The organism is Ferruginibacter profundus, from assembly GCF_054783275.1.
Genome location: NZ_BAAGQW010000004.1, coordinates 69,888 through 92,978 on the forward strand (window position 1 = coordinate 69,888; position 23,091 = coordinate 92,978).

Below are 23,091 nucleotides of genomic sequence, written 5' to 3' on the forward strand. Positions count from 1 at the left end.
TCTACAAAAAAAATATTTCGACTACCATGCATACTTAATCGAATGTCTATTTTATAATATTTTCAATAACAAACTCATAATAGAGACACGAACCTGGGTGGAGCATTTAGTATTCTACTTTTCCAAACTGTAATAATATATAGTAGCTCCAATTCCTTCTGCAGTTACATAATACCCGTTACCATCCGGCGCAAAAGCAATACTTTCCTCCTGCCCATGGCTTATAAATGCAGTTTGTATTTTTGGTGCTCTTTGTAAAGTGATATAAACAGGTTCATTGCCCTCACGTTTCCAATAGTACACATGCTGTAACGATTTTAATAATACCTGGGTACCGTCTGCCGATATAGCCCCCGATACCATCCAGTTCTTTTTACCCTGGTTATCAAAATGCAGCTTACATTTTTTCTGCAATACCACATTATCCTTGTCTTTAAAATTCAGTGCACAAGTATACACCCCCACAGAATCTTCTCTTTTAGAAATAATGTACAATTGTTTTTCCAGGGGATCTATCAAAATTGTTTCCGCATCGTGTTTACCATCAGGATATGTAAGGCTCAAAGTAGCGGGGATAAGCGTATCTGCGGTTGCCTTTATTGCAGGTTCTTTAAACCGATATAGCTGTACAGATGGCCGCCAGGCAAAATTATCGCCGATATCTGCCAGGTAAATATAATGTTGCCCCTTAACCGGGCCAATACCGGTTGCAATATCTTCGCAATCCACTGCGCCTGCCACACCACCGAATTTTGCTTTAAAATAATAAGTGGCCATTAATTTTCCCGCTGTACTAATGGCAAAAAAACGGCTGGAATCGCCGCTATCATTATGTACATAAAAAATATTGGTATTGGTTTGAGACATTACCATACCAGATACTTCATTTAATACAGCGGCCGACAGTTTACCGGTAATTACCGGCCTTGTGGTCTGAGCTGTTACTTGTAAAGCCCCGATCAGTAAAAGAGATTGGCATACATATTTTATCATTGATCAACGGTTGTATTAATTATGGTGGCGTAAGATAATACTGAAAAAGCCAGCATAAGCAGGCACTGTAATTTTATAACATTATAACAACATCCTGTTGCAGGGCTGGCTCGTTTATTGTTGCATAAAAAATATAAAACAGGTAGTATGAAGAATATTCAAAAGTATATATACAGTGTAATAGTTACAGGTATATTAATGACCATTGTTTCTTGTAGCTCTTCCGGCCAGGGTACCACCACAGCCGGTAATGCTGTTACGCTTGCCATAGACAGCAGCAAATGGAAATTTACCGCCACAGACGTGATACCACAATACGGTGGTGGTGGATCAAGACGTGTTGATGTTAACCAGGATGTTAAATTCAGCAATAATAAACTGGTGGTTTATTTACCTTATTTCGGCAGGGATTATACCGGCGCCTCAGCCTATGCCAGCAAAGGGCCGCTGGATTTTACTTCTACTGATGTTAGCATAAAAAAACAAAAAAGTACTAAGGGCCGGTGGCTTATCACTATCATACCAAACGACAACCGTGAAGTACAATCCATGAATTTTACTATTTACCCCAATGGCAATGCCAATCTTACCATTACTATGACCAACAGGTCGGGAATCAGTTATAGCGGTACAGTGGAGCCGGTAAAGTAAATCATTTCTATATTGTATTTTAACTGATCAGAAAGTCTCCCCGGGTTTATTCAGGCAGCAATACAGCTATTGTTTCATTGCTTCTTAATACTGTTTTTATTTATCTTTATCGGGATGGAAAAAGAACTGCTTAAAAAATTTGTTTTGCAGATTCACCCTTTGCAGGCAGAGGAGCTGGAAGCGTTTGTGCGTAACTGGCAGCCTGTAACCGCAAAAAGAAAAAGTATCTTAACCGCTGCCGGCGAAACAGAACGCTACCTGTATTTTGTAGTGGAAGGTATTCAGCGGGTATTTTACCTGGGTGATAAAAATAAAGAAGCGACTATCATATTTTCTTATCCGCCTTCTTTTAGTGGAGTGGCCGACAGCTTTCTTACCCAAACACCTTCGCCTTATTTTTTTGAAGCCCTTACTGCCAGTAGTTTTTTACGTATCTCTTATAATGAGTTACAACAGCTGGTTAAAGAGTACCCCGGTATACAGCAAATGGTAGGTACAGCAACTTCATTCGCTTTTAAAAATGCCTTACACCGCCAGGTAGAGCTGCAATGCTTCAGCAATAAAGAAAAGTTCAGGGCTTTATTGCAACGCAGTCCGCATATACTGCAACTGGTACCACATAAATACCTGGCTTCTTACCTGGGCATAGATGTTACCAACTTCAGCAAGTTGATGAATACCATTAAGATCTGATTTTTTTCTTTCTCTTTAAAATCTTGGTAAAAACCAAGAATTATTTTTTTGCTGCTTCAGAATTTTGTGTGGTAATAATTGCAATACCGCAGTTGCTGCAGAGCTGCTGTTGTAATGTAAACTTTAACACACTTAAAAAATAATGTATGAAAAAGAACAGGATTTTAAAGATGCTCTCTGGTTTTATTATTGGATTTACGGCTTTTGCCATTGCACTTATAAGCATCATGGCATTTGTAAATCCGCAGGCAGTTATGGATATGGTGCAGGTTAAACTTACCACCACGGATGCTATCAGCTCAATAAGAGCGGTGTATGGTGGTATTGGAATGTTGTTATTTATACAACTGGTTTACCTGTTATATAAAAATCAAATGCTGGGCCTGGTACTGGTGGCTTTATTTGGTGGTTTTTATGCTGTTTCCAGGGTGATCACCATTTTTAACGAAGGCAGCCTGGGTGCATTTGGCAGGCAATGGCTATCTGTTGAAGCTACACTTTGTGTGGCAGCAGTGCTGTTGTTGGTATTAAGGCGTAAAAGTGGTCAGGCTTTCAGCAGTAAATTACAATAAACGTATTGGTTACCGGCTATAATTATCTCAATACCTCCTGCAGTGTTTCGGCAATGGCTTGTAGTAATTCTTTATTGATAGCGTTGTTATGTTTTATTTCTTCGGGATCAACGAGGGCCCTGTACCGGCCTTCTTCATCGGGTTCAAAATTGATAATAGTATCAAAAACATTTACCGCTATTTTATAAGAATAGCCGTAGGTTATTAATGAGCCGGTAAAAAGATATTCTTTACCATTAAGGTCTATTGGTAATTCAAAGGAATTATCCATGCAGTTAAGGTTTGCTGCAAAGGTGCTGTAAAAATATGTATAAATCATAAAGGCATATAAGGCATTCAGAAAATACAAGTTGTTGTTCCTGTAAACTAAATGCCTTATATGCCCATATGGTTAACCAATAATGCTGTATTACTTATCGTAGTTAAAAGATTTATCAGGATGCGGTGGTACTTTAACGGGCTGCACCGGTTCATCCTTTATTTTTTTCTTCAGGTATTCAATTGCGGCTTCCAGTTGGGCATCTTTTCCTTTAAAGGTTTCAAAAGGCAAATTATCCACAGTAATATCCGGCTCTACGCCACGGCCTTCAATCAGCCATTTTCCTTCGGGGCCAAATACACCAAATTCTGCGGCGCTGGCAATACCGTTATCTACCAGGCGGTTGCTGCTGCTCAGCCATATTTCTCCACCCCAGGTTCTCATACCAATTACCTTGCCCAGGCCTAACCTGCGAAAACCTTCAGTAACAGCTTCTCCATCTGAAGAAGTAACCTGGTCGCACAAAATAACCATATGCCCACGAAAGGCGTAATGCATATTCCAGCTGGGTCCGCCTGCACGGCCCTGCCAGTACATCCACGCTTTACGCATTAATTTTTCCAATACCCAGGCATCAATATTGCCACCAAAATTATGGCGTACATCTATTATCAATCCTTTACGGTCGAATACCGGGTAAAATTGTTTTACAAAATCATCCATATCGCCGCCGCCCATAGCTTTCAAATGCACGTACCCGATATCGTTACTGCTTAAGGTATCCACTCTTTCTCTTCTTTCCAGTTCCCATTCTGCATAGCGCATCAGGTCATCATCCCGGAAAGAAAACGGTTTTACCACCTGCACATAAGGCTTCATATTTTTATCCAGCAGGTTTAATTTTACCGGTACATTTACTTTGCCTGCTAACAATTCTGAAATATCCTGTACATTTTTCAAGGCTACATTATTTACTGCTGTAATAATATCACCCTCTTTTATTGCTAACTCGGGCCTGTTCAACGGCGATGTGAAATCAGGATAATCAGGATCACTCTTATAAATATGGCTGATGACTAATCCATTACTATTTTTCTTAAGTGTAGCACCTAAAAATCCACATTGTATCTGGTCGGGCGAATTCCTTTTTTCACCACCATATACAAAAGTGTGCAGCGCAGATAATTCGCCTACCATTTGTGCAATCAGGTCGTCCAGCTCATAACGGTCAGTAATGCGTTCCAGCAAGGGTTCGTATTGTTTTCTCACTTTTACCCAATCCACTTTATGCATATCCCTGTCGTAAAAATAATCCCTCATCATACGCCAGGCGTCGGCAAACATTTCATTCCAGTCCTGTTGTGGGTTAATGGTAAAATTCCAGTTCTCTAATTCCAGTTTAGCTTTTTCCATATCTACTTTTTGCCCGTTGGCATCGGCAATAGCTAAAGCTTTATTTTTAAAAGAGATCAGTATTTTCTTTTTATTGCCTGATACGGTAAAGCCGGCAACACCGGTGGCTACTGTAGAAGGTTCATACTTTTTGCTTTCTTCAATTTTTAGCGCCATAAGTTTAGCGCCATCTTCATTACCCGCAGCACCGTTATCCATCCAGTATAAAAATCCATCAGCTGTGGCAAGGCCGCCAATATTGCCATTCTTAACCGGCACCTGGTATAATTGCTTGCTTATCTTTTGCCAGTTGTAGGTTTTAGCTGCAAAAGTTTCTTTTTTAACAGTGGCTTTTTTCTCTACTGCTTTCTTTTTTTCTGCCGGGTTAAACATAGAGTCTGTCATCCACGAATCTTTTTGCAAAAAAGGAAATTTTGCAGCACTATCTAACTGTAAGGCATACAAGTTAGTGGTCTCGGTATAGTATGGCTCCGGCTGGCGTGGTCCCCAGGGACTGCTCACTTTAGTTTCCAGTTTTCTGTCGGATGCAAAATATAACCAGCTGCTGTCTGCCGACCATGAAGGATTATAACTATCCAAACGGGCTGTGGTGAGGGGCATCGTTTTCATAGTAGTGATATCCACCACACTGATCTGCGAATTCTGGTTGGCAATACCTTCTGTAAAACTTAAAAATTTACTGTTGGCACTCCACGACATTTCAGACACCCCGCCATAAGAATCTTTATACTCAGATTTTATAGCGCCGGTTGCCACTTCCACTATCCGCATCACACCATTCTTATCATTGTACCCAATATATTTTCCATCGGGAGAAACACTGAAAAAACTAATGAGTACTTTAGTATCTTTCGTAAGTTGCTTAGCAGTATCTGTTCCATCGGCATTCATTTTCCATATTTCAAATTCACCGCTTTCGTCAGACAAAACCGCCAGGCTTTTTTCATTGATAAAATGTACTTCCTTAAAACGAATACCACTCTTACGGATAATCTCTACCCAGCGATCGCTTTTGGAAGGGGATACAAATAATCTTCCCCTGCTGATAATGGCAGCATAATTACCATTGGGAGAAATATCGCCGGCACTGATGGTATTCACCGGGCTTTTGATCCATCTCGGTTTGCGCTGATCAAAATCTGATTGCAGGCTAATATCAAGCATACGCTCTTTGCCGGTGGCAATGTCATACAACCAAATATCCGCTCCTTTCTGGTACACAATAGTAGTTGCATAAATTGAAGGTGACTGCAGGTCCCATCCTTTAGAAAAGGTATGTTGTTGTAATCCCTTACCATTTTTATCCATCGACCATAGGTTCATCGTACCATCCCTGTCAGATAAAAAATAAATACTGTTTTGGTACAACATGGGTTTACAACTGGTGCCATCAAAATCGGCAGTAAGATTTACGGCTTCGCTTTTGCCATCAAATTTCCATACCTGTTCTATAAAACCACCTTTGTATCTTTTGGTTTTACTACCCTGGTTAGGCAGGCGGGTAAAAAATAAGGTGCCGGCATCATCATAACAACCTTGTGATGCCTGCGACAATGGCAATGTTTCATAACTCAATGTGGCCGGATCTAATTTAACCAGCTGCGGCATGGGCAACTGGCTGTATTTACTGGTGCGGTATAAAATTTTTCCATCGTTGGTCCAGCCGGAATTATACATATCCCAATTGTCAAAATCATAAGTAAGCCTTTTAGGTACGCTGCCATTAATGCTCATCACATACAATTCAGTAGGGCCTTCATATTGACCGGTAAAGCTGAGTTGCTTTCCATCGGGTGAAATAGCAGGGCTTGTTTCCACACCGGGGTTAGTGGTTAACCGGGAAGTAATGCCGTTTTGCATATCATACTTCCACAGGTCGCCTTCGGCGGTAAAGATCACAATGTTTTTATAGACAGCCGGGCTGCGGTAATAGCCCTTTTGCTGGGCACTTGCAGTGTTGCACATAAGCAGTATCAACACTACTGACAGGAGTTTACAGGTCATGAATAAAGTTTTAGTTTGGTAGATTAAATATAATGTTTTATCCGGATGTGGGTTGCTTTTGTAACAGCTGGTCTTACATAATTTCAGTATTCCTTACATCATTTACAGGTTACCCGGGCACCGGGGCTTTATGCACTAATGTCAGTACTTTCCGTAAATATAAAGGCTCAGCTATCAGATGCAACAGTCACAATTACCAATGCCCGATAGTACCCCTCACTAAAAATTCACCACCTTATACTATCAGGCCCTGGTTAGACATTCCGCTTGCTGGGCAGTCGATGCCTGGTCTTTTATGGTATGAGTGTAAGTACTGGAAACCATGTGTACTACCGGTACACTATATACGAGTTTGGCCATGATTGCCAACCGGTACCGGCCTTGCGTCTACAACCCCAATGTGCCCATGGATAGCAGAACAAGGGGCGGCGCCAGGAATTCTTTTTATGCAGCGCATCCTTCGGTTGTAGCTACATCTACTTATTTTATGGCCTCTGTTTATACGCACTATCACCCCAATATGAAACACAAATGGGTGCTGTATACCGTAGCACGTGCTGGCGCTGCCAATACAGGATTGCTTAGGTTAGCGGCTAAATTATCTTTAGTACCCAATTTTAAAGATGGCGCTTCGGGTTTTACTGCCTATTATAAACTGGGAAAAAACTAAGTTATTTTTCATTAAGGCACTGAATGCATAACGGAGCTTAATCTCATCAATGCAATAAGAATAAAAAACCCAAACATATGTTTGGGTTTTTGCTGGTTTAAATTATTTTTAATAGTTACCACGGCGGTAAGAACGGCTATTGCAATTACGCCTGTTATCATGCCTGCGGTCATGCTTATTATACCTTTCGTTCTCCCTGCGGTCACGCCTTCCGTATTGTACGTTACGGTTGTTGTCGTAGCGGTCGTCCCGTCCTCCATATTGTTCGTTTTCATTACCCCGGTTGTACTGCCCGTTGCGTTGTTCATGCTGATTGCCGCTGCCGTACGGGTCATTGTCCCGGCTGTATGGAACGTTTACATTATCGGAATTGCGTTTCTGCATACTCCTGCCATTATTATTTTGTGCACCGGCACTGCTGCTGATCAGTATAAAGGCACTTACAGCAAAGGTGATTAAGTAGAACTTTTTCATTGTATTTTATTTTTTTGGTTCATACAGTAGTATGTGAATACTGTGCCAACAGTTAATAAAAACAAGTTAAAGCCTGTTTATTGCATTGCATTTTTCAACGCAAAAATGTATGTTGTATCAATGAAAGCTAATGCTGTAAAGGGTTATACCAGTGTAAAGCATGTAGGTGAAATCAGGTTTTTTAGTTGCTGCTGTTAACAAGCGTATAACAGTAGTCAATATTTATGCTGCAGCTAAAGTTAATTATGCCCACACAATTTTTTTGCCGAACGGCATCAGGGAAATTTCTATCAATTTAAAATGCTGCCGGCCCCAGGGTATACCGATGATAGTAATAGATAATAACAATCCCATTACAATATGTACCATTGCTGTATACAAACCGCCGCAAAGCAACCAGATAATATTACACAATACAGACAAACAACCCGTGTTGCTGCTATCGCTCACAACTTTTTTGCCAAAGGGCCATAATACCAAACCGGCTAATTTAAAACACTGTAAGCCCCAGGGAATACCAACTACTGTAATGCATAATACAAAGCCACCCACCACATAACCCAGTGCTGCCAATAAGCCGCCGAATATTAACCAGATGAGATTACCGGTAAGGTTCATATTTGTTTTTTATTGAAGAGTTGTAAAGATAATACAAAGGCAGAGTAAAAAATATTACACGCTTGTACTTTGTAAAGCAAATCTATAAAGCAGATTATACCCCTATCTTTGCAATCATACTCAAGGGGTGCCTTTTGGAAAAGTTGCAAACGAGCTGACTTTTCTGATGAAAAACAGGCTGAGATTATACCCATTGAAAAAATGCTGTGGCGTTTTTTCATACACCTGATCCGGATAATGCCGGCGTAGGAATAAAGGATAACAGTGCATGTAATTGCATCCCGGTCACGCTTTGAGTAATCAGTTTACCATTTAATATGTTTGAAATGAGTCTGTACGACTGGTGTAATTTATTCTGGCAGCAAATTAAAGAAACAGATGGCTGGCAGTGGTGTGCCGTTATCACCGGCGTTGCCGAAGTATTACTGGCCAAAGCCAATAAAGTATGGTTGTATCCTGCAGGTATTATCAGTACCGTGTTAACCGCATACATACTATTTGATGGAAAACTATATGCTGAAAGCCTGTTGAATGTTTATTATGTAGTGATGAGTATTTATGGCTGGTGGTACTGGGTTAAAAAGAATGATAAGCCTGTAGTTAAGATCAGTTATTGCAACCGGCAAGACTGGTTGATTGTTGCACTGATAACAGCAATAAGTTTTACCCTGCTGGCCTTTGTACTCAAATACCACACCACGTCTAATGTGCCGTATTGGGATGCCTGGGTAAGTGCTACTGCATGGGCGGGCATGTGGCTGCTTTCCAAAAGAAAGATAGAGAACTGGATCGTATTGAACCTGTCTAATTTATTTGCCATACCCTTATTACTATATAAACAGTATGCCCTTTTTGCAGTGCTTACTTTGTTTCTATTTGTGGTGGCTATTCTGGGGTATTATCAATGGCGCAAAATACTACAAAACGAAAAACCTGCTACTACCTACCAATGACAACACATCCATCAGCACATATTGCTCCCGAAATAGCAAACGCTTTACGTTTACTGGCTGCCGAAGCAGAACAACTGCAACAATTGCATCCGGCACAGTTGTCCATTATCTATGAGCACAACTGGTTTAATCTGTTTGTGCCCAAAGCACATAAAGGATTACAGTTAAGCTTACCCGAAATATTACAATTGGAGGAAGCGCTGGCCTGGTCGGATGGATCTGTTGGCTGGACAGTTACTCTTTGCGCAGGTGCCGCTTGGTTTGTTGGTTTTTTAAACCCTGAATTGTGTACTACTGTTTTTGAACATCCCAAAGTTTGCCTGGCAGGAAGTGGTAAAGCTTCCGGCAAGGCAGCTATTACTGCTGATGGTTACGAGATCAGTGGTTTTTGGGATTATGCTACCGGAGCCAACGCCGCTACCGCTTTTACTGCCAACTGTATGATAGAACAAGAGGGCGTGTTTTTAAAAAATGATGATGGCAGTCCATTGATCCGGGCGTTTTTATTTTTAAAAGACGAAGTTACCATTCACGAAAACTGGAAACGCATGGGTATGATCGCTACCGGCAGCCATAGTTTTGAAGTAAAAAAAATTACTGTTAATAAAAACAGGGCCTTTATTATTGATCCGCAATTTGCAGTATTAAAAGACCCGGTTTATCAATATCCCTTTTTACAATTAGCAGAAACCACCCTTGCAGTAAATAGCAGCGGCATGGCCATGCGCTTTTTAGAACTCTGTACGCTTATTACAGAAAAACGATCCTCTCCTGCAATGCTGCTGGCTTTAAAAAATGCCGTGCAGCAAATGGATGCAGCAAGACAATTATTTTATACTGCCGTAGCTGCATCATGGCAGGAGTGCAATAACAACCTTTCTGTTTCGCCGCAAGTATTACAAACTGTAAGTAATACCAGTAAAGCCCTGGCCATTACTTCCAGGAAAATGGCAGAAGAACTATATCCGTATTGTGGTATGCAGGCCGCTAATCCTCAAACGGAGATCAACCGGGTTTGGCGCAATCTGCATACGGCCAGTCAGCATAGTATATTTAATAATTAATAGCGATTGTATACAGGATGAACAGATAATTCCCTTTTCTATAAATCCTTTTCCCGATTTCGTGGGCTATGTTTTTTTGTTTTCTTTTCTTTGCAGCAAATAAAAAAAGCAATGAGCAATAAAGCAACCGTTCACAACAGCATGCGTATCTATCACCGTTACCTTGGATTTTTCCTGGCAGGTATTATGGCGGTGTATGCCCTTAGTGGTATCGTTCTTATTTTCAGGGATACCAATTTTTTAAAGCAAACCAAAGTAGTGGAACAGCAATTGAAGCCTGGCCTTAGTGCCGACTCATTGGGTAAAGCCATCCGCATCCGCGACCTGAAAATTGAATCGGTAAACGGCGATGTACAAAGTTTTAAAAATGGCACTTATAACTCAGCAACAGGTGCGGTAAGTTATACTACTAAATCATTACCCAGGATGATTGAAAAATTAACACACTTACATAAAGCCAATACCAAGGACCCCTTGTTTTACCTGAATGTATTTTTTGGTGTGTCGTTATTCTTTTTTGTCATTTCTTCTTTCTGGATGTTTATGCCTAAGACAACTATTTTTAAAAAGGGGTTGTATTTTACTATTGCAGGTATTGTGCTTACGTTGATCATGCTGTTCATGTAATTTATAGGGAAATTTTACGGAGTTGCACAGAGGCTCTTTTGCGCTGCTCCGTGATAACTCCTTGTATCTCCATGTCATCTCATCAAATAACTACAATCTTCTCCCGCAGCAATAATTGTTTTTTGCAGCGTATTATTTTTATTGCTCAATACAAACGCATCTGTATTCCCTGTCATAATCAATTTATTATTATCCAGCAACAGCGCCGTGCCTTCCGGCAGCGCCACGATGGGAACAGAAGGATTAAGCAATAAAAATTCTTCCAGCCGCTGGTCTCTTGTTTCACCGTTAAAACCAGGTACAGCAACATTATAATAATGAGGGTTTATCTGGAAAGGAAAAAACGCCAGCGCACTAAAACTACCGGGATTAATGATGGGCATATCATTAGTGGTGCAGATGGTGGCGCCGGTAATATTACTGCCGGCACTCCACCCAATATAAGGCGTACCACTATTTATTTTTTCCTGAATCAGTGGCAACGCATTAGTGCCGTACAGGTCATGCAGGAGTTTGAAAGTATTGCCACCACCTACCATTATGGCATCGGCTGTAGTAATGATATCAATTGCATTGTCAGGCGTTACAGTTACAATATTGTATGGTAATGCAGCCCTCACTTTTTCTGTGTAGGCTTCGTAGTTAGTATCTACCGATGCAAAGGGAACAAATGCTATCGTAGCAACGGTATCACCTAAAAAATTATTGATCAAAGGTGCGGCTGCTTCAAGGTAGCCGCCATTACCCGTTCTTGAACTGCTGAAAGCAAGGATGCGTTGGTACATGAGTAAATTATTAAAGCATCAAAGTTAACAATAACTACAAACGAAACAATCGGGATTGCAACCAAAGTACCATCATTAGCCATTGACTTTTTTAGGCAACTTCAAAATAAATTTGTAACTAGTGATATCTTTTACAACCTTTCTTTTAAGATTTAAAACCTTGCTATGGCGTCACGTAAAACTTTTCTGCAGCAGGCAGCGGCACTTACAACAGGTGCATTAATTGCCCCCTCTCTCAACAATACTGTATTTGCATTTTTTAAGAACCGTGTGGCACCGTCAGACCAGGTCAATATCGGTGTAATCGGCATCAATGGTATGGGTTGGACAGATGCTATGGCTGCCATAAAAGTGCCGGGCGTAAATATTGTGGCATTATGCGATGTGGATCAGAATGTGATCAACAGAAGACTGGCAGACTTAACCAAACTAAATATCTCTACCAGCAATATTAAAATATTTAAAGACTACCGGGCCTTGTTGGACATGAAAGAAGTTGATGCCGTAATCATTGGTACACCCGACCACTGGCATTGCCTGCAAATGGTGGACGCCTGCAAAGCCGGTAAAGATGTATATATAGAAAAACCCGTGGGCAATTCCATTACCGAATGCCGTATTATGATGGCAGCGCAGCAACGATACAACCGTGTGGTGCAGGCCGGGCAATGGCAACGCAGCCAGCAGCATTTTAAAGATGCTATTGATTTTATAGGCACCGGGCAGCTGGGCAATATCCGCACCGTAAAAGTGTGGTGTTACCTGGGTTGGAAGCGGCCTTTGTCTATTGTAGCCGATGGCCCGGTACCCGAAGGCGTGGATTATACTACCTGGTTAGGGCCTGCACTGCAGCGCCCGTTCAATAGTAACCGCTTTCATTTCAGCTGGCGCTGGTTTTGGGATTATGCCGGCGGCTTAATGACCGATTGGGGAGTACACTTACTGGATTATGCCCTGATGGGTATGAATGCTACCGTACCCGTTTCCATCAGTGCTATTGGTGGCAATTTTGCCGACCCCACTACCCCTCAGGAAGCACCCGACACTATGAGCGTGAGTTACCAGTTTGAGCATTTTAATTTATTGTGGGACCATGCCATTGGTATTGAAAATGGTTTATTCCGTAAAGAACATGGTATTGCTTTTATTGGCAACAATGGTACGCTGGAACTGGACCGTGGCGGATGGGAAGTGTTTGAAGAAGGTCGCAGTGCCAATAAAATTACTGTTGCCCGTAAACCATCTGTTGATGTTGGTATTAATCTGCATATGGAAAACTTTTTTTCGGTGGTGCGTAACCGTAAAACGGAGGATTTACATTGCCCTATCAGTGCTGCTGCCGATATTGCTACTTTAAGCCAGATGGGTAATATTGCCTTTCGCTCAGGTAAAAAATTATATTGGGATAAAGAAGAAGCACATTTTACAGATAAATCAATTAACAAAAAATATCTTACTGCAGCGTATCATAATGGGTATAAGCTGCCGAAAGTTTAAATTATGTTACTTATAACTCAATTGCTCAGCATCAAATACCTGACCTAATAGTTGGCGATTTGTGCCGGCGCCAGGTTTAAATTTCAGAAAAAAGAACAGTTGAACCAGGGGTGCTGCGTTGTTATTTCTTTTCAGGCTTACCCGTCATCTTTTTTATCTCTTTGTCAAAATCACTTTCAAAATTTTTGTCTTGCACTAAACGGAATTTTTCATATTCTTTCTCTACCAATTTCATCGCTACTTCGTGGCTTCCTTTTCCTGCATCTTTTAATATTTGATATTCGTTGAATTGCAGGAAGGCATCTGATCGTGTTACCCAATCTGCCATCTTCATTGGTATTTGCCTTTCGGCTTGCAGTTCTGCAAAATCTAAATACATGGTAACAATACGTTCCAACTCTTTGATCTCTTTTTCCTGCATATAATTTTTTGCAGTTCCTATATCACTTTTTAATATTTTGCCCCGGGGTGCATTTTTCCAGGTGGTTAAACCCATATTGGGTTTACCGGCATCGGCTCTTTGCGCTAAAAGTTCAGCTGCTGTTTTGCCTGTAATTGCCCAATGTAATTTGTTTTGTACTGTTTTAAAAAACTCCTGTGTTATTGCAGCATCTTTATTGTAATCAATACTGCACTGCTCGTATATATCAGTAATTTTTAGATAAAAGCGTCTTTCGCTGGCTCTTATTTCTCTTATGCGTTCCAGGAGTTCATCAAAGTAATCTTTGCCAAAACGTTTACCTTGTTTCAGACGTTCATCGTCTAATACAAAGCCTTTGATAATAAACTCCCTCAGTGTTTTGGTAGCCCAGATACGAAACTGTGTTGCCTGGTAGCTGTTTACCCTGTAGCCTACAGCTATAATAGCATCTAAGTTGTAAAACCTGGTTTTGTAGTTTTTGCCATCGGCAGCAGTAGCCGAGATTTCCTCGGTAACTGAATTCGGGTCTAATTCCTCATCTTTAAAAATGTTTTTTATATGTAATGAAATATTGTCGGCGCTGCACCCAAACAGTTCTGCCATACGCTTTTGCGAAAGCCAAAAGGTTTCGTTATTGTATATTACTTCAATGCTTACATTGCCCTCAGGGGAAGTGTAAAATATAATGTCGTTAGTTTGATTTTTTTCGGTCATACTCTTTTCAATTACAAAGAAACAAAAATACTAAAAATATTAGCTGCTTGGTGATTTATTGGTTTTACAAAAAACATATACTATAACTATGTACAGTTAAAAAACACGCTGTAGCTCAGCTTAGGGTATTTTTTTAAGTATTGGAGGCTTTTATGCAGGTAACGGCGTCATATATGATAAAAAGAAGAGCTGAAAGAGTTGGGTTTTTAGATAGAATGCGCCGGAAGGGGTTCCCTGTGCCGTTGCTCAGTTTGGAATTCTACAGACCTGCTGCTCCTCAAATACCCCTGTTTGCGGTATTGACACCGGTATTTGGAAAAACTACTTTTACAGCGGTCTTTTAATCAATTAAATCATCTAAAACTTTTTTTATGCCAACACCAGATATGTTGAAGCAACTGGCTTTAACCAAACGAAAATATTTTGTGTACAATGTAAAATTTGTATGCGGCGTTCAGAAAAACAAATTTGAAAGTGAGTGCGAAGGGGCAATTGTTAGCCGTGGTATTTACAGTACCGAAATTAATATACTCAACTACGGACCTAAAGAAACTACTGTTGTAAAAGCATTTATACCCGTAGTGGTAAATAATAAGGCCATTGCCCGGGAACCCGAAACGCAAGGTATTGCCGGTGTTGACAGGGTGGTACTTAAACCCCTGCATGCCACCATGGACGATTGTTGCAAGATCACCGGGATGCTTAAAAAAGCCGGTGCCGATGATCTGCTAAAAATTGGATTTGTTGAAATTATCAGCCCTGTACAACTGGAGGTAGTGGCTGTGTATACAGTTACCAACCTGGAACAAACCAACCCTACCATAAATGTGGTGCCGGTAGAACCCAGGAGTTTAACAATAGGATAATTACCAGCAGTATACAAATAAAGCTATACGTTACCGAACCACATTATCAAAAACTGTTTTGTAATAATGTTGTTCCTGTTGTACTGCTACAGTAACTATTTATATCTCAACAGCGCTTGAAAAATTTAGCAATGGGTTTATATCTATTCAATACTTATAAACCGGGGAGCTTAACTGGTGCTGCAACAACGCTCGTTCTGCTTAAAGATAGTTAAGGTAAATTGTAGCCTCCATATGGTTATAATAAATTCAACCTGATAGCCGCTTTAACCAACCCTACTGTATTTTTTACCTGTAGTTTGTTGATGAGGTTTTGGCGATGGGTATCAACAGTTCGTTTAGATAAGGACAACTTTTGAGCAATTTCATCAGTGGTTAGTTCTTCGGCAATCCATTGCAGTATTTCCAGTTGGCGTGGGGTAAGCTGTGATTTTTCCTGCAGTTGTTTTACTGTTACTTCCTTTTGTGATTCGATAAGCTTTAAGGCTGCGGTATTACTAAAGTAAATATTGTTTTGCAACACGGTTGTTATAGCATTCTGCAATTCGCCGGGCTCAATACTTTTAAGTACATAGCCCCTGGCGCCGGCATCCATCATTGCCTGTATACAAGGTAACTCATCGTAATGGCTCAATACCAGGATTTTTGTAGCGGGTCTGAAACGCAGGGTACGGTGAATGGTTTCAACACCAGAAATACCGGGCAGCTGGTAATCTATAATTACCAGTTCAAAATTCTCCCTGCTGATTTTTCGCAATGCATCTTCACCACTTGATGCCTCTGCAATCCTGAACTGGAAACACTTTTTCATTGCTACCAACATCATTTTTAAACCGTCTCTTACCATTTTATGGTCATCGATGATCAATACATTAATAGGAGTTACAAAAGTATCCTCTGCAAGCATAATTATTAGTTTAGTGGTATGGTAATAACATAACGGGTACCTTTACCCGTTATGCTGGTTAATTTAAGTTTTCCATCATGCGATCTTACCCTGGACTGCACATTCTTTAAACCCATACCTTCATAAACATTCCGGGTATTGAAGCCTTTGCCATTATCCTGCAAAACCAGGGTGAGTGCATTTTTATTATGGCTGAATTGAATTTTAATACGCCGGGCTTTACCATGTTTAACCGCATTATGTATAAATTCCTGCACCACCCTGTACAGATCTATTGCCAGGGAAGGTAACACCACGGGCCACCCTGTAAGATCTGTTATATCAAACTTTATTTTATTAGCTACCAGCACCTGGTTACAAAATACCTGGACAGCTTTTACCAATCCAAACTGCTCCAGCGAACGTGGCATAAGATTGAAACAAATATTCTTTGTATCAACAATCATCTCGGCCATTGCGGTATTTGCCTGCAGAAGGATTTCTTTTTGCTGCAGATTTTTTGTGCACCCGGCAATGGTACTGATATAAAATTTAATGCCCGCCATTTGCTGAATAAGGCTATCATGCAAGTCTTTTGCCAGCCTGGTTCTTTCCTTTTCCTGTGTATCTATGATAGCCCTGATGACCAGGTTTTCAGTTTTAATCCTGTAACTGATATCTTTCACTGTCAGGAGTACACGGTAACGCAACTGTTCATCTGCAAAATATACCAGGCTAACCCTTACAGGAATAATTTGACCCCGTGCGGTTTTTAAACGGCAGCATTCATACTGCAGTGTATGTGATATTTTCAGTTGCTGCAAAAGTTTTCGAAAATGTGGAAGACCTTTTATATTTATGGTAGCGAGTGATTTGCCTTTTAAAAACAACGGTTTGTATGCTGCCAGTTTGGTTGCCGCCTCATTAACCTCCTCAATAAACCCCCTGGTATTAACAACCAGCACCATATCAGTAACGGCATTGTAAATATTATTGAAATAATTGCGGGAGATAGTGGCTGCGTGCAATTCTTCTCCCAGCATATTGATGTTGCTGCTGATACCGTCCAATTGATCCAGCACCGGCGACAAGGGGATTTGTTTATGAAAGTTGCCGCGGGAGTAATCGCTTAGTATGGCACTTATCTTTCTTAAGCGTTTATTCATACACTAATTATTTATTCACCTGATAAATTGAGTCAGCCATTTTTCTGCTTTTTTAACGTTGCTGAATATCCTTACCGGCATTGCAGTTTTATTTACCGAAATAAAAAAATTACCGATAATACGGTGGAACTCTGACTCCGCCACTATAGCTGTTGCAATCAATCCTTCTGTTGCTTCGGGAGAGGCAAAGTATTCCCTTGCTGACTTGTCCATACTAACAATTCCATTACCAATAATCATAACCGGCCATTGTTGCCCCCGGGCAAATGCTATTCTTGCACTTACAATCTCCTTTGCTATGGGCAGGTTAATATGCAGTTTTTGGGTATAGCTGCCAATTAAAATGCCTTTATTGGTGTGCAGGTGTACGTATGGTTTAGCGGGTACCATGTTATAAAGCTAAAAATAATCTTCCAAAACCATGTACGCATTTATACCTAGCCGTAACCGTATGTATGATTTGTAAAAGTGAGTATTTCAACTGTTTTTATTACTGTAAAAAAGGGGCAGGTTTGAAAAAACTTTACACATGAGTAAACAACAGCATTTTTACGATACTATTGACCAGATTGCTCAATATGGTATTTTAAAAGGCATTTTTCATTTGAGCACTGCTGCTGCACCTATCAACGGAACCTACATTACCATTAACCAGCAACCCGTTGTAAATTTTGGCTCCTGCAGTTACCTGGGGCTTGAATTTGACCCTCAATTAAAAGATGCTGCAAAAGCGGCTATTGATAATTATGGCACTCAGTTTTCCGCATCAAGGGCCTACATTTCGCTGGGACTGTATAATGAATTACAGGAACTGTTAGAAAAAATATTTGAAGCTCCTTGTGTTATAACGCCTACCACTACACTAGGCCATATTGCTGCTATACCGGTATTGGTAGCCAGCGATGCTGCTGTGATTATGGACCAGCAGGTGCATAATTCGGTACAGGGAGCAGTACAGCTTTTAAAGCCCCACGGCGTAACTGTAGAACTGGTGCGGCATAACCGAATGGATCTTTTAGAAGAAAAGATAAGCGCCTTGCGGGCTAAGCATAAACAGGTATGGTATATGGCAGACGGTATTTACTCAATGTTTGGCGACAGTTGCCCTATTGATACGATTTATTTGTTGCTGGAAAAATATCCCGAATTGCATTTTTATGTGGATGATGCACATGGGATGAGTATACATGGAAAATATGGAAAAGGGTTTGTTTTAAGCCGGCATACCATTCATAAAAAAATGGTAATGGCAACATCTTTAAACAAAGCTTTTGCTTCGGGCGGCGGTGTGCTGGTTTTTGGAAATGCACGCTGGGCCCAAAAGGTAGGCAATACAGGAGGGCCATTACTAAGTTCAGGGCCAATGCAACCATCGGCACTGGGAGCAGCTATTGCCAGTGCCAGGTTACACCTTAGTGCTGCCCTGCCTGCATTACAGGAACGGTTGCAACACAATATTAATTTTACTTTAACCATGCTGAAAAAATACCAGCTTCCGCTGGTATCTCGGGCGGGGGCAGCTATATTTTTTGTAGCAGTCAGTTATCCCAGGCTGGGGCATAATGTAGTTGCCAGAATGCTTAAAAAAGGGTTTTATGTAAACCTGGGTATATTTCCAACAGTGCCAATGCGGCAAACCGGTATACGCTTTACCGTTACCAGCCTCCATTTGCCGGCCCAGATTGAAAGTATGGTAAAAACTTTAGGCATTGAGCTATTGGCTGCCATGGCCGAAGAAGGCATTACCCTGCAACAGGTGTACAAGGCTTTTAAGCTGCCGGTACCCAGGATGCATCACAAACCCCGGCATGCAGTTGCTGCAGAAAACATTGTTTACCCTGAGCATTTTAAAAGCATCCTTTTAATTGACCGGGTTGCATGGGATAATTTATTTGAGGGTAAGGGCATATTTGACTGGAAAGGGCTGCAACTGCTGGAGAATACTTTTTATGATAATCCACTGCCGGAAGATAACTGGCTGTTTGACTACCTGTTGGTAAAAGACGAAGCCGGAAATATCATTGCTGCTACTTTTTTAACAACCAGTTTATGGAAAGAGGATATGCTTTCGCCGGCTTCGGTATCTGCACAACTTGAAGAAAAACGAAAGACGGACCCCTATTATTTAACCAGCAGGGTAATCTGCAGCGGCTGCTTACTTACCGAAGGGCCACATTTATATATTGATTATAAGCATCCTTTATGGAAAGAAGCCATTAAAGTGATGCTGGAAAAAATTTACTCCTTGAGGGAGCATCACAAAGCCAGCCACATCATGCTACGGGATTTTTATGGCCAGCACCATGAATTAGACAGCCTGATGGTAGATCATGGTTTTATAAAGACAGCGCTGCCTGATACTCATATTATACCTTCTATGAACTGGAATTCACCGCAGGAATTTTATGATTCTTTATCAGAAAACAACCGCAGCCATATACGAAAAAAGGTATTGCGTCATGCTCCACGGTTTGGGGTGGAAGTAATTAAAGTTTCAAACTGGCAGGAAGAGATAGATCACTGGTATCAGCTGTATTTGAATGTAAAAGCAAAAAGCCTTGAGCTGAATACGTTTACCCTGCCCGCTAAACTATTTAAGCAGCTGGCACATAATGAAGATTGGGAAAAGCTGCAACTTACCCTGGTCAATCCTGAAAATGACAATGACAGCAACCCCTGCTGTGTAGTATTCAGTTATACCAGCAAGACTGCCTACATACCGGTAATAATAGGTATTGATTATACCCGCAATGCCGAATTTAATATTTACCGGCAGGCTTTGTACCAGTTATTGCTGCAGGCCAAAAAAGCCGGTAAAGCAAGGCTGCTTTTAGGATTTTCGGCGGGGCTGGAAAAACAAAAAATAGGTGCCCGGCCTCACCAGGTATATGCTTACCTGCATAGCGACGACAGTTACCCTATGGAAGCATTGGCAGCTTATGCCGCTACCGCAAAAAAAGCAGGACGGAAACAAGCCTGAAGCTAAAACAGATTGTTAATGATGCAGACACATTGAAAAAAATAAACAGTCCCTCAAATACATGCATTTTAAAACAGCAAGTGAAAGAACTGATTGAATTTATTTTTTAATGCTACTATCCGAATACGATACTGAGTGCCTTGCACAGGCCAAGGCGCTGATTGACGCCGATTTAAGTGTGCATTATTCTATTGCATGGCTTGCCCGTACCACAGGTATTGGGGCAACTAAATTAAAGGCTGGCTTTAAGGCCCGGTATGGTTACACCATTTTTGCATACCTGCGAATACAGCGCATGATAAAAGCGGCTGAACTACTCACCGAAAGCCGTAAAACAATTAAACAAATTGCAAGGACTACCGGTTTCCGGTACATGAATAATTTTACCAGGGCCTTTAGTGTCTACTATACACTTTCGCCTGCAGCTTATAGAAAAAAACAGTGGCTTAAATAAACCCGCCCTGATAGTTATTACGCCAACAATGATAATTAATACCACCGAGCTTTATAACATGCTTTTAATACACAACAAACGAATACCCGCAATTATAAACTTTATGCTGGTGCTATTATTTGTATACACCGGTACCAGTAAGTTAATGGGGCACCAGGTTTTTAAGGAGCAATTGGAACAGTTGCACTTTTTACAACCCTTTAGCGGATTTGTTGCTGTTGCCCTGCCCGTTGCAGAAATTTTAACAGGGCTTGCTATTGTTTACAAACCCACTTTACTAACGGGCTTATGGCTGGCGGCCTTACTGATGACGATATTTAGTGTTTACGTAGCTGTAATGTTATCCGGAAACAAAACAAAGTTACCCTGCAGCTGTGGTGGCCTGATAAAAGCAATGAGCTGGCCAATGCATTTGTGGTTTAATATTTTATTTATGCTGCTGGCTTGGTTAAGTATTTTTTTAACTGGTATACAAAAAAGGGAGTAAGCTGAAAACCTTTAACAGAGTAAGCAATTTTTATTTCACCAAAGCTGTTGAAAAAGGCAACAGCAAACCAACATTAGTTTTAGCAACAATTTTTATCAATCATTTAAAACATTTTTTATGAAAAGATTTTCAATTGGCCTTGTGGCCGTATTAATGGCCATTGGTTTTGCAGCGTTTACTACGCCTAAGCATGTTGTTACTGCAACAACCAATAACCTTTACCGCTATATGCCGGATGCATTAAACCCCGACCCTACTGATCCTGCACAGTACGTGTATACTGCCACAGCAGACAATTGCACTGAAGGTAATGACGAAATATGCATCATTAGTGCACCGGGTAGTGCAGTAACGGGCGCACATCCTGTTTTCACCAAGGGAAATGACCCTTATAATAACCTTGCTGAAAGCGTATCGGTATTTGCAGAAAGAGCCAGCCAATAAATGGTTCAAAAAAAATAAACCCTGCCGGTGTGCAGGGTTTATTTTTTATCTCGGGTTTTGCATCATGCCGGTAAGTGCAATAACAGATGCCGGAATGGGCAAAGCATACCGGTTTTCATCAGGACGCAGAAAATAATCTACTCCATTTAAATTACGCTGTACCACTTGCCTTGTAGCCGGGTCCCTGTTAAGTCTTTTAAGATCTGTCCACCGCAGATCGCGGAAGATGAGTTCTTTCCTTCTTTCCTTAAGAATAGTGTTAAGTGCCGTGGCTGCATCTGCAGCTGCAAAAGGCACAAAGGTGCCCGTTTTCCACCGCGTTACCATCAGGCTGTTCAATACAGCCATTGCTTCTGTAATATTCCCTGCTCTTGCCAGGCATTCTGCTTTAACCAGGTATAATTCATCGGTGGCTATACCTGTAAATAATAATCCGCTCTGGCTATAGCTGCCTTTAAAGCCATAGGTTCCATTGCCGTTGCTTTTAAAAAACAGGGTTTTCCTTAAATCATTTACAACATAAGATTTGTACAAATCAGAGTCTACAAGGGCTTTTGTATTTGTAAGAATGGTAGGTGTGTTCATCTGCGTATGCAGTATAACTTCGGTATTATACTTTGCAAACGGAAAAGATGCCGCGGCACTCAGTGAATTATAATTTAGCAGGCCGGCATTTGCAGCCAGGTATTTATTTGCATATACCAGGGCGCTGTCGTACATGGCCATCATTAAATACGTTCTTGCCAGTAATCCGTCTGCTGCTGCTTTGGAAGGCCGCATTACATGCAGCGGTGTAACAGGCAGGTAGGTTTCGGCAGTCTTAAGGTCGCTGATGATCTGATCGTAGGTTTGTTTTACGGTACCCCTTACTGATAGTATACTAAAATCCGATTGGAGGCGCAGGGGAATACCCGGGTTGCTTGCGGCGCCGGCGGCATCATAGGTTTTTGCCCAGAGGCCGGCGGCTATTAAAAAAAACCTTGACCGGTAAAACAATGCCGAGCCTTTAATATTATTCCATTGCGGCCGGTCGTTTGCCGCAGGCGTTATTGTCTCCAGCTTTTCCAATACCACGTTGGCATCTGTTATACCATCATAAGTTCTGGACCAGTGATTGGGTGAATCGAAAAGCGTAATATCATCTTCCCAGGTGTACATGTTTTTAGAAGATGCGCTGGCTAATGCTGCCCAGGTTGAATAGGTTACATAATAGTTATCGGCGCTTACCTCGCCGGTGCCTGCCGAATTGGTATTCATCAACCCATCATAATCCAGCATGGATTGTAAAGCATTGAGGTTATCGGGCAGTTGCAATTTAACGTCCGGCTTTTCGTCCAGGTATTTTTTGCATCCCAGCATGGTGCAGGTAACTGCAAGCAGTATGAGTATCTTTTTCATTA

Annotated in this window: 24 protein-coding genes; 13 read left to right on the forward strand and 11 right to left on the reverse strand. The window is 41.1% G+C overall.

The genetic code is table 11. From position 1 onward, the window contains the following. Positions 1-114 precede the first annotated feature (114 nt). Positions 115-993 carry a hypothetical protein gene (locus ACYVM0_RS26495; RefSeq protein ID WP_460562428.1) on the reverse strand — a complete coding sequence of 293 codons (879 nt, stop codon included), beginning with the start codon at positions 991-993 and terminating at the stop codon, positions 115-117. Between the two features lie 147 nt (positions 994-1,140). Between ACYVM0_RS26495 and ACYVM0_RS26500 the strand changes: the two genes are divergently transcribed. The 3 genes from ACYVM0_RS26500 to ACYVM0_RS26510 all read left to right on the forward strand — a co-directional run bounded on the left by ACYVM0_RS26500 (position 1,141) and on the right by ACYVM0_RS26510 (position 2,909). Next, positions 1,141-1,644 (forward strand): DUF4251 domain-containing protein, encoded by a 504-nt coding sequence (locus tag ACYVM0_RS26500; RefSeq protein WP_460562430.1) that lies wholly within the window; start codon positions 1,141-1,143, stop codon positions 1,642-1,644. Positions 1,645-1,758: 114 nt separating this feature from the next. Continuing rightward, positions 1,759-2,337 (forward strand): Crp/Fnr family transcriptional regulator, encoded by a 579-nt coding sequence (locus ACYVM0_RS26505; protein WP_460562432.1) that lies wholly within the window; start codon positions 1,759-1,761, stop codon positions 2,335-2,337. Positions 2,338-2,483: 146 nt separating this feature from the next. Further along, positions 2,484-2,909, forward strand: a complete 426-nt coding sequence (locus tag ACYVM0_RS26510; protein WP_460562434.1) for a DUF4345 domain-containing protein — start codon at positions 2,484-2,486, stop codon at positions 2,907-2,909. 22 nt (positions 2,910-2,931) lie between these two features. On the opposite strand, the gene ACYVM0_RS26515 is transcribed toward ACYVM0_RS26510, so the two are convergent. Together ACYVM0_RS26515 and ACYVM0_RS26520 are read right to left on the reverse strand one after the other, a co-directional pair. After that, positions 2,932-3,180, reverse strand: a complete 249-nt coding sequence (locus ACYVM0_RS26515) for a hypothetical protein (RefSeq protein WP_460562436.1) — start codon at positions 3,178-3,180, stop codon at positions 2,932-2,934. A gap of 138 nt (positions 3,181-3,318) precedes the next feature. After that, entirely contained in the window at positions 3,319-6,585 is a 3,267-nt protein-coding gene (locus tag ACYVM0_RS26520) for a S41 family peptidase (RefSeq protein WP_460562437.1), read from the reverse strand. A gap of 322 nt (positions 6,586-6,907) precedes the next feature. On the opposite strand from ACYVM0_RS26520, the gene ACYVM0_RS26525 reads away from it, so the two are divergent. Beyond that, positions 6,908-7,255, forward strand: coding sequence for a hypothetical protein (locus ACYVM0_RS26525; protein WP_460562439.1), 348 nt, complete (start codon positions 6,908-6,910; stop codon positions 7,253-7,255). A 108-nt stretch (positions 7,256-7,363) separates the two neighbouring features. On the opposite strand, the gene ACYVM0_RS26530 is transcribed toward ACYVM0_RS26525, so the two are convergent. Next, positions 7,364-7,729 (reverse strand): hypothetical protein, encoded by a 366-nt coding sequence (locus tag ACYVM0_RS26530; RefSeq protein WP_460562441.1) that lies wholly within the window; start codon positions 7,727-7,729, stop codon positions 7,364-7,366. 243 nt (positions 7,730-7,972) lie between these two features. After that, the gene (locus ACYVM0_RS26535) at positions 7,973-8,347 is read right to left on the reverse strand and encodes a YccF domain-containing protein (protein WP_460562443.1); all 375 of its coding nucleotides are present in this window, start codon (positions 8,345-8,347) and stop codon (positions 7,973-7,975) included. Between the two features lie 326 nt (positions 8,348-8,673). On the opposite strand from ACYVM0_RS26535, the gene pnuC reads away from it, so the two are divergent. The 3 genes from pnuC to ACYVM0_RS26550 all read left to right on the forward strand — a co-directional run bounded on the left by pnuC (position 8,674) and on the right by ACYVM0_RS26550 (position 10,991). Beyond that, complete coding sequence (pnuC, locus tag ACYVM0_RS26540) at positions 8,674-9,300, forward strand: nicotinamide riboside transporter PnuC (protein WP_460562445.1); 627 nt, start codon at positions 8,674-8,676, stop codon at positions 9,298-9,300. Then, complete coding sequence (locus ACYVM0_RS26545; protein WP_460562447.1) at positions 9,297-10,364, forward strand: acyl-CoA dehydrogenase family protein; 1,068 nt, start codon at positions 9,297-9,299, stop codon at positions 10,362-10,364. Before pnuC ends, ACYVM0_RS26545 begins: the two co-directional genes overlap by 4 nt. Before the next feature lie 111 nt (positions 10,365-10,475). Then, the gene (locus ACYVM0_RS26550; RefSeq protein WP_460562449.1) at positions 10,476-10,991 is read left to right on the forward strand and encodes a hypothetical protein; all 516 of its coding nucleotides are present in this window, start codon (positions 10,476-10,478) and stop codon (positions 10,989-10,991) included. Positions 10,992-11,065: 74 nt separating this feature from the next. On the opposite strand, the gene pepE is transcribed toward ACYVM0_RS26550, so the two are convergent. Beyond that, entirely contained in the window at positions 11,066-11,776 is a 711-nt protein-coding gene (pepE, locus tag ACYVM0_RS26555; RefSeq protein WP_460562451.1) for a type 1 glutamine amidotransferase family protein, read from the reverse strand. A 165-nt stretch (positions 11,777-11,941) separates the two neighbouring features. Here pepE and ACYVM0_RS26560 point away from each other — a divergent pair, with 165 nt between their 5' ends. Next, the gene (locus tag ACYVM0_RS26560; protein ID WP_460562453.1) at positions 11,942-13,273 is read left to right on the forward strand and encodes a Gfo/Idh/MocA family protein; all 1,332 of its coding nucleotides are present in this window, start codon (positions 11,942-11,944) and stop codon (positions 13,271-13,273) included. Between the two features lie 121 nt (positions 13,274-13,394). On the opposite strand, the gene ACYVM0_RS26565 is transcribed toward ACYVM0_RS26560, so the two are convergent. Further along, positions 13,395-14,408: a virulence RhuM family protein gene (locus ACYVM0_RS26565; RefSeq protein ID WP_460562455.1), complete on the reverse strand. Its 1,014-nt coding sequence runs from the start codon at positions 14,406-14,408 to the stop codon at positions 13,395-13,397. Between the two features lie 371 nt (positions 14,409-14,779). Here ACYVM0_RS26565 and ACYVM0_RS26570 point away from each other — a divergent pair, with 371 nt between their 5' ends. Then, a complete protein-coding gene (locus tag ACYVM0_RS26570; RefSeq protein ID WP_460562457.1) occupies positions 14,780-15,274 on the forward strand; it encodes a hypothetical protein in 495 nt (164 codons plus the stop codon). A 238-nt stretch (positions 15,275-15,512) separates the two neighbouring features. Here the strand turns inward: ACYVM0_RS26570 and ACYVM0_RS26575 are convergent, their stop codons facing one another. Genes ACYVM0_RS26575 through ACYVM0_RS26585 form a run of 3 tightly spaced genes read right to left on the reverse strand, consistent with a single transcriptional unit; the run spans position 15,513 to position 17,716 of the window. Continuing rightward, positions 15,513-16,181: a response regulator transcription factor gene (locus ACYVM0_RS26575; protein WP_460562459.1), complete on the reverse strand. Its 669-nt coding sequence runs from the start codon at positions 16,179-16,181 to the stop codon at positions 15,513-15,515. Between the two features lie 5 nt (positions 16,182-16,186). Then, positions 16,187-17,326, reverse strand: a complete 1,140-nt coding sequence (locus ACYVM0_RS26580) for a PAS domain-containing sensor histidine kinase (RefSeq protein ID WP_460562461.1) — start codon at positions 17,324-17,326, stop codon at positions 16,187-16,189. Between the two features lie 15 nt (positions 17,327-17,341). Then, positions 17,342-17,716, reverse strand: coding sequence for a DUF7793 family protein (locus tag ACYVM0_RS26585; protein WP_460562463.1), 375 nt, complete (start codon positions 17,714-17,716; stop codon positions 17,342-17,344). A 139-nt stretch (positions 17,717-17,855) separates the two neighbouring features. Here ACYVM0_RS26585 and ACYVM0_RS26590 point away from each other — a divergent pair, with 139 nt between their 5' ends. From ACYVM0_RS26590 to ACYVM0_RS26605, 4 genes are all read left to right on the forward strand, one after another. Continuing rightward, positions 17,856-20,306: an aminotransferase class I/II-fold pyridoxal phosphate-dependent enzyme gene (locus ACYVM0_RS26590; RefSeq protein ID WP_460562465.1), complete on the forward strand. Its 2,451-nt coding sequence runs from the start codon at positions 17,856-17,858 to the stop codon at positions 20,304-20,306. A gap of 109 nt (positions 20,307-20,415) precedes the next feature. After that, complete coding sequence (locus ACYVM0_RS26595) at positions 20,416-20,760, forward strand: helix-turn-helix domain-containing protein (protein ID WP_460562467.1); 345 nt, start codon at positions 20,416-20,418, stop codon at positions 20,758-20,760. Positions 20,761-20,818: 58 nt separating this feature from the next. Continuing rightward, entirely contained in the window at positions 20,819-21,247 is a 429-nt protein-coding gene (locus ACYVM0_RS26600) for a MauE/DoxX family redox-associated membrane protein (RefSeq protein WP_460562469.1), read from the forward strand. 117 nt (positions 21,248-21,364) lie between these two features. Next, the gene (locus ACYVM0_RS26605; protein WP_460562471.1) at positions 21,365-21,691 is read left to right on the forward strand and encodes a hypothetical protein; all 327 of its coding nucleotides are present in this window, start codon (positions 21,365-21,367) and stop codon (positions 21,689-21,691) included. 45 nt (positions 21,692-21,736) lie between these two features. On the opposite strand, the gene ACYVM0_RS26610 is transcribed toward ACYVM0_RS26605, so the two are convergent. Continuing rightward, positions 21,737-23,089, reverse strand: coding sequence for a RagB/SusD family nutrient uptake outer membrane protein (locus tag ACYVM0_RS26610; RefSeq protein WP_460562473.1), 1,353 nt, complete (start codon positions 23,087-23,089; stop codon positions 21,737-21,739). Positions 23,090-23,091: the final 2 nt, after the last annotated feature.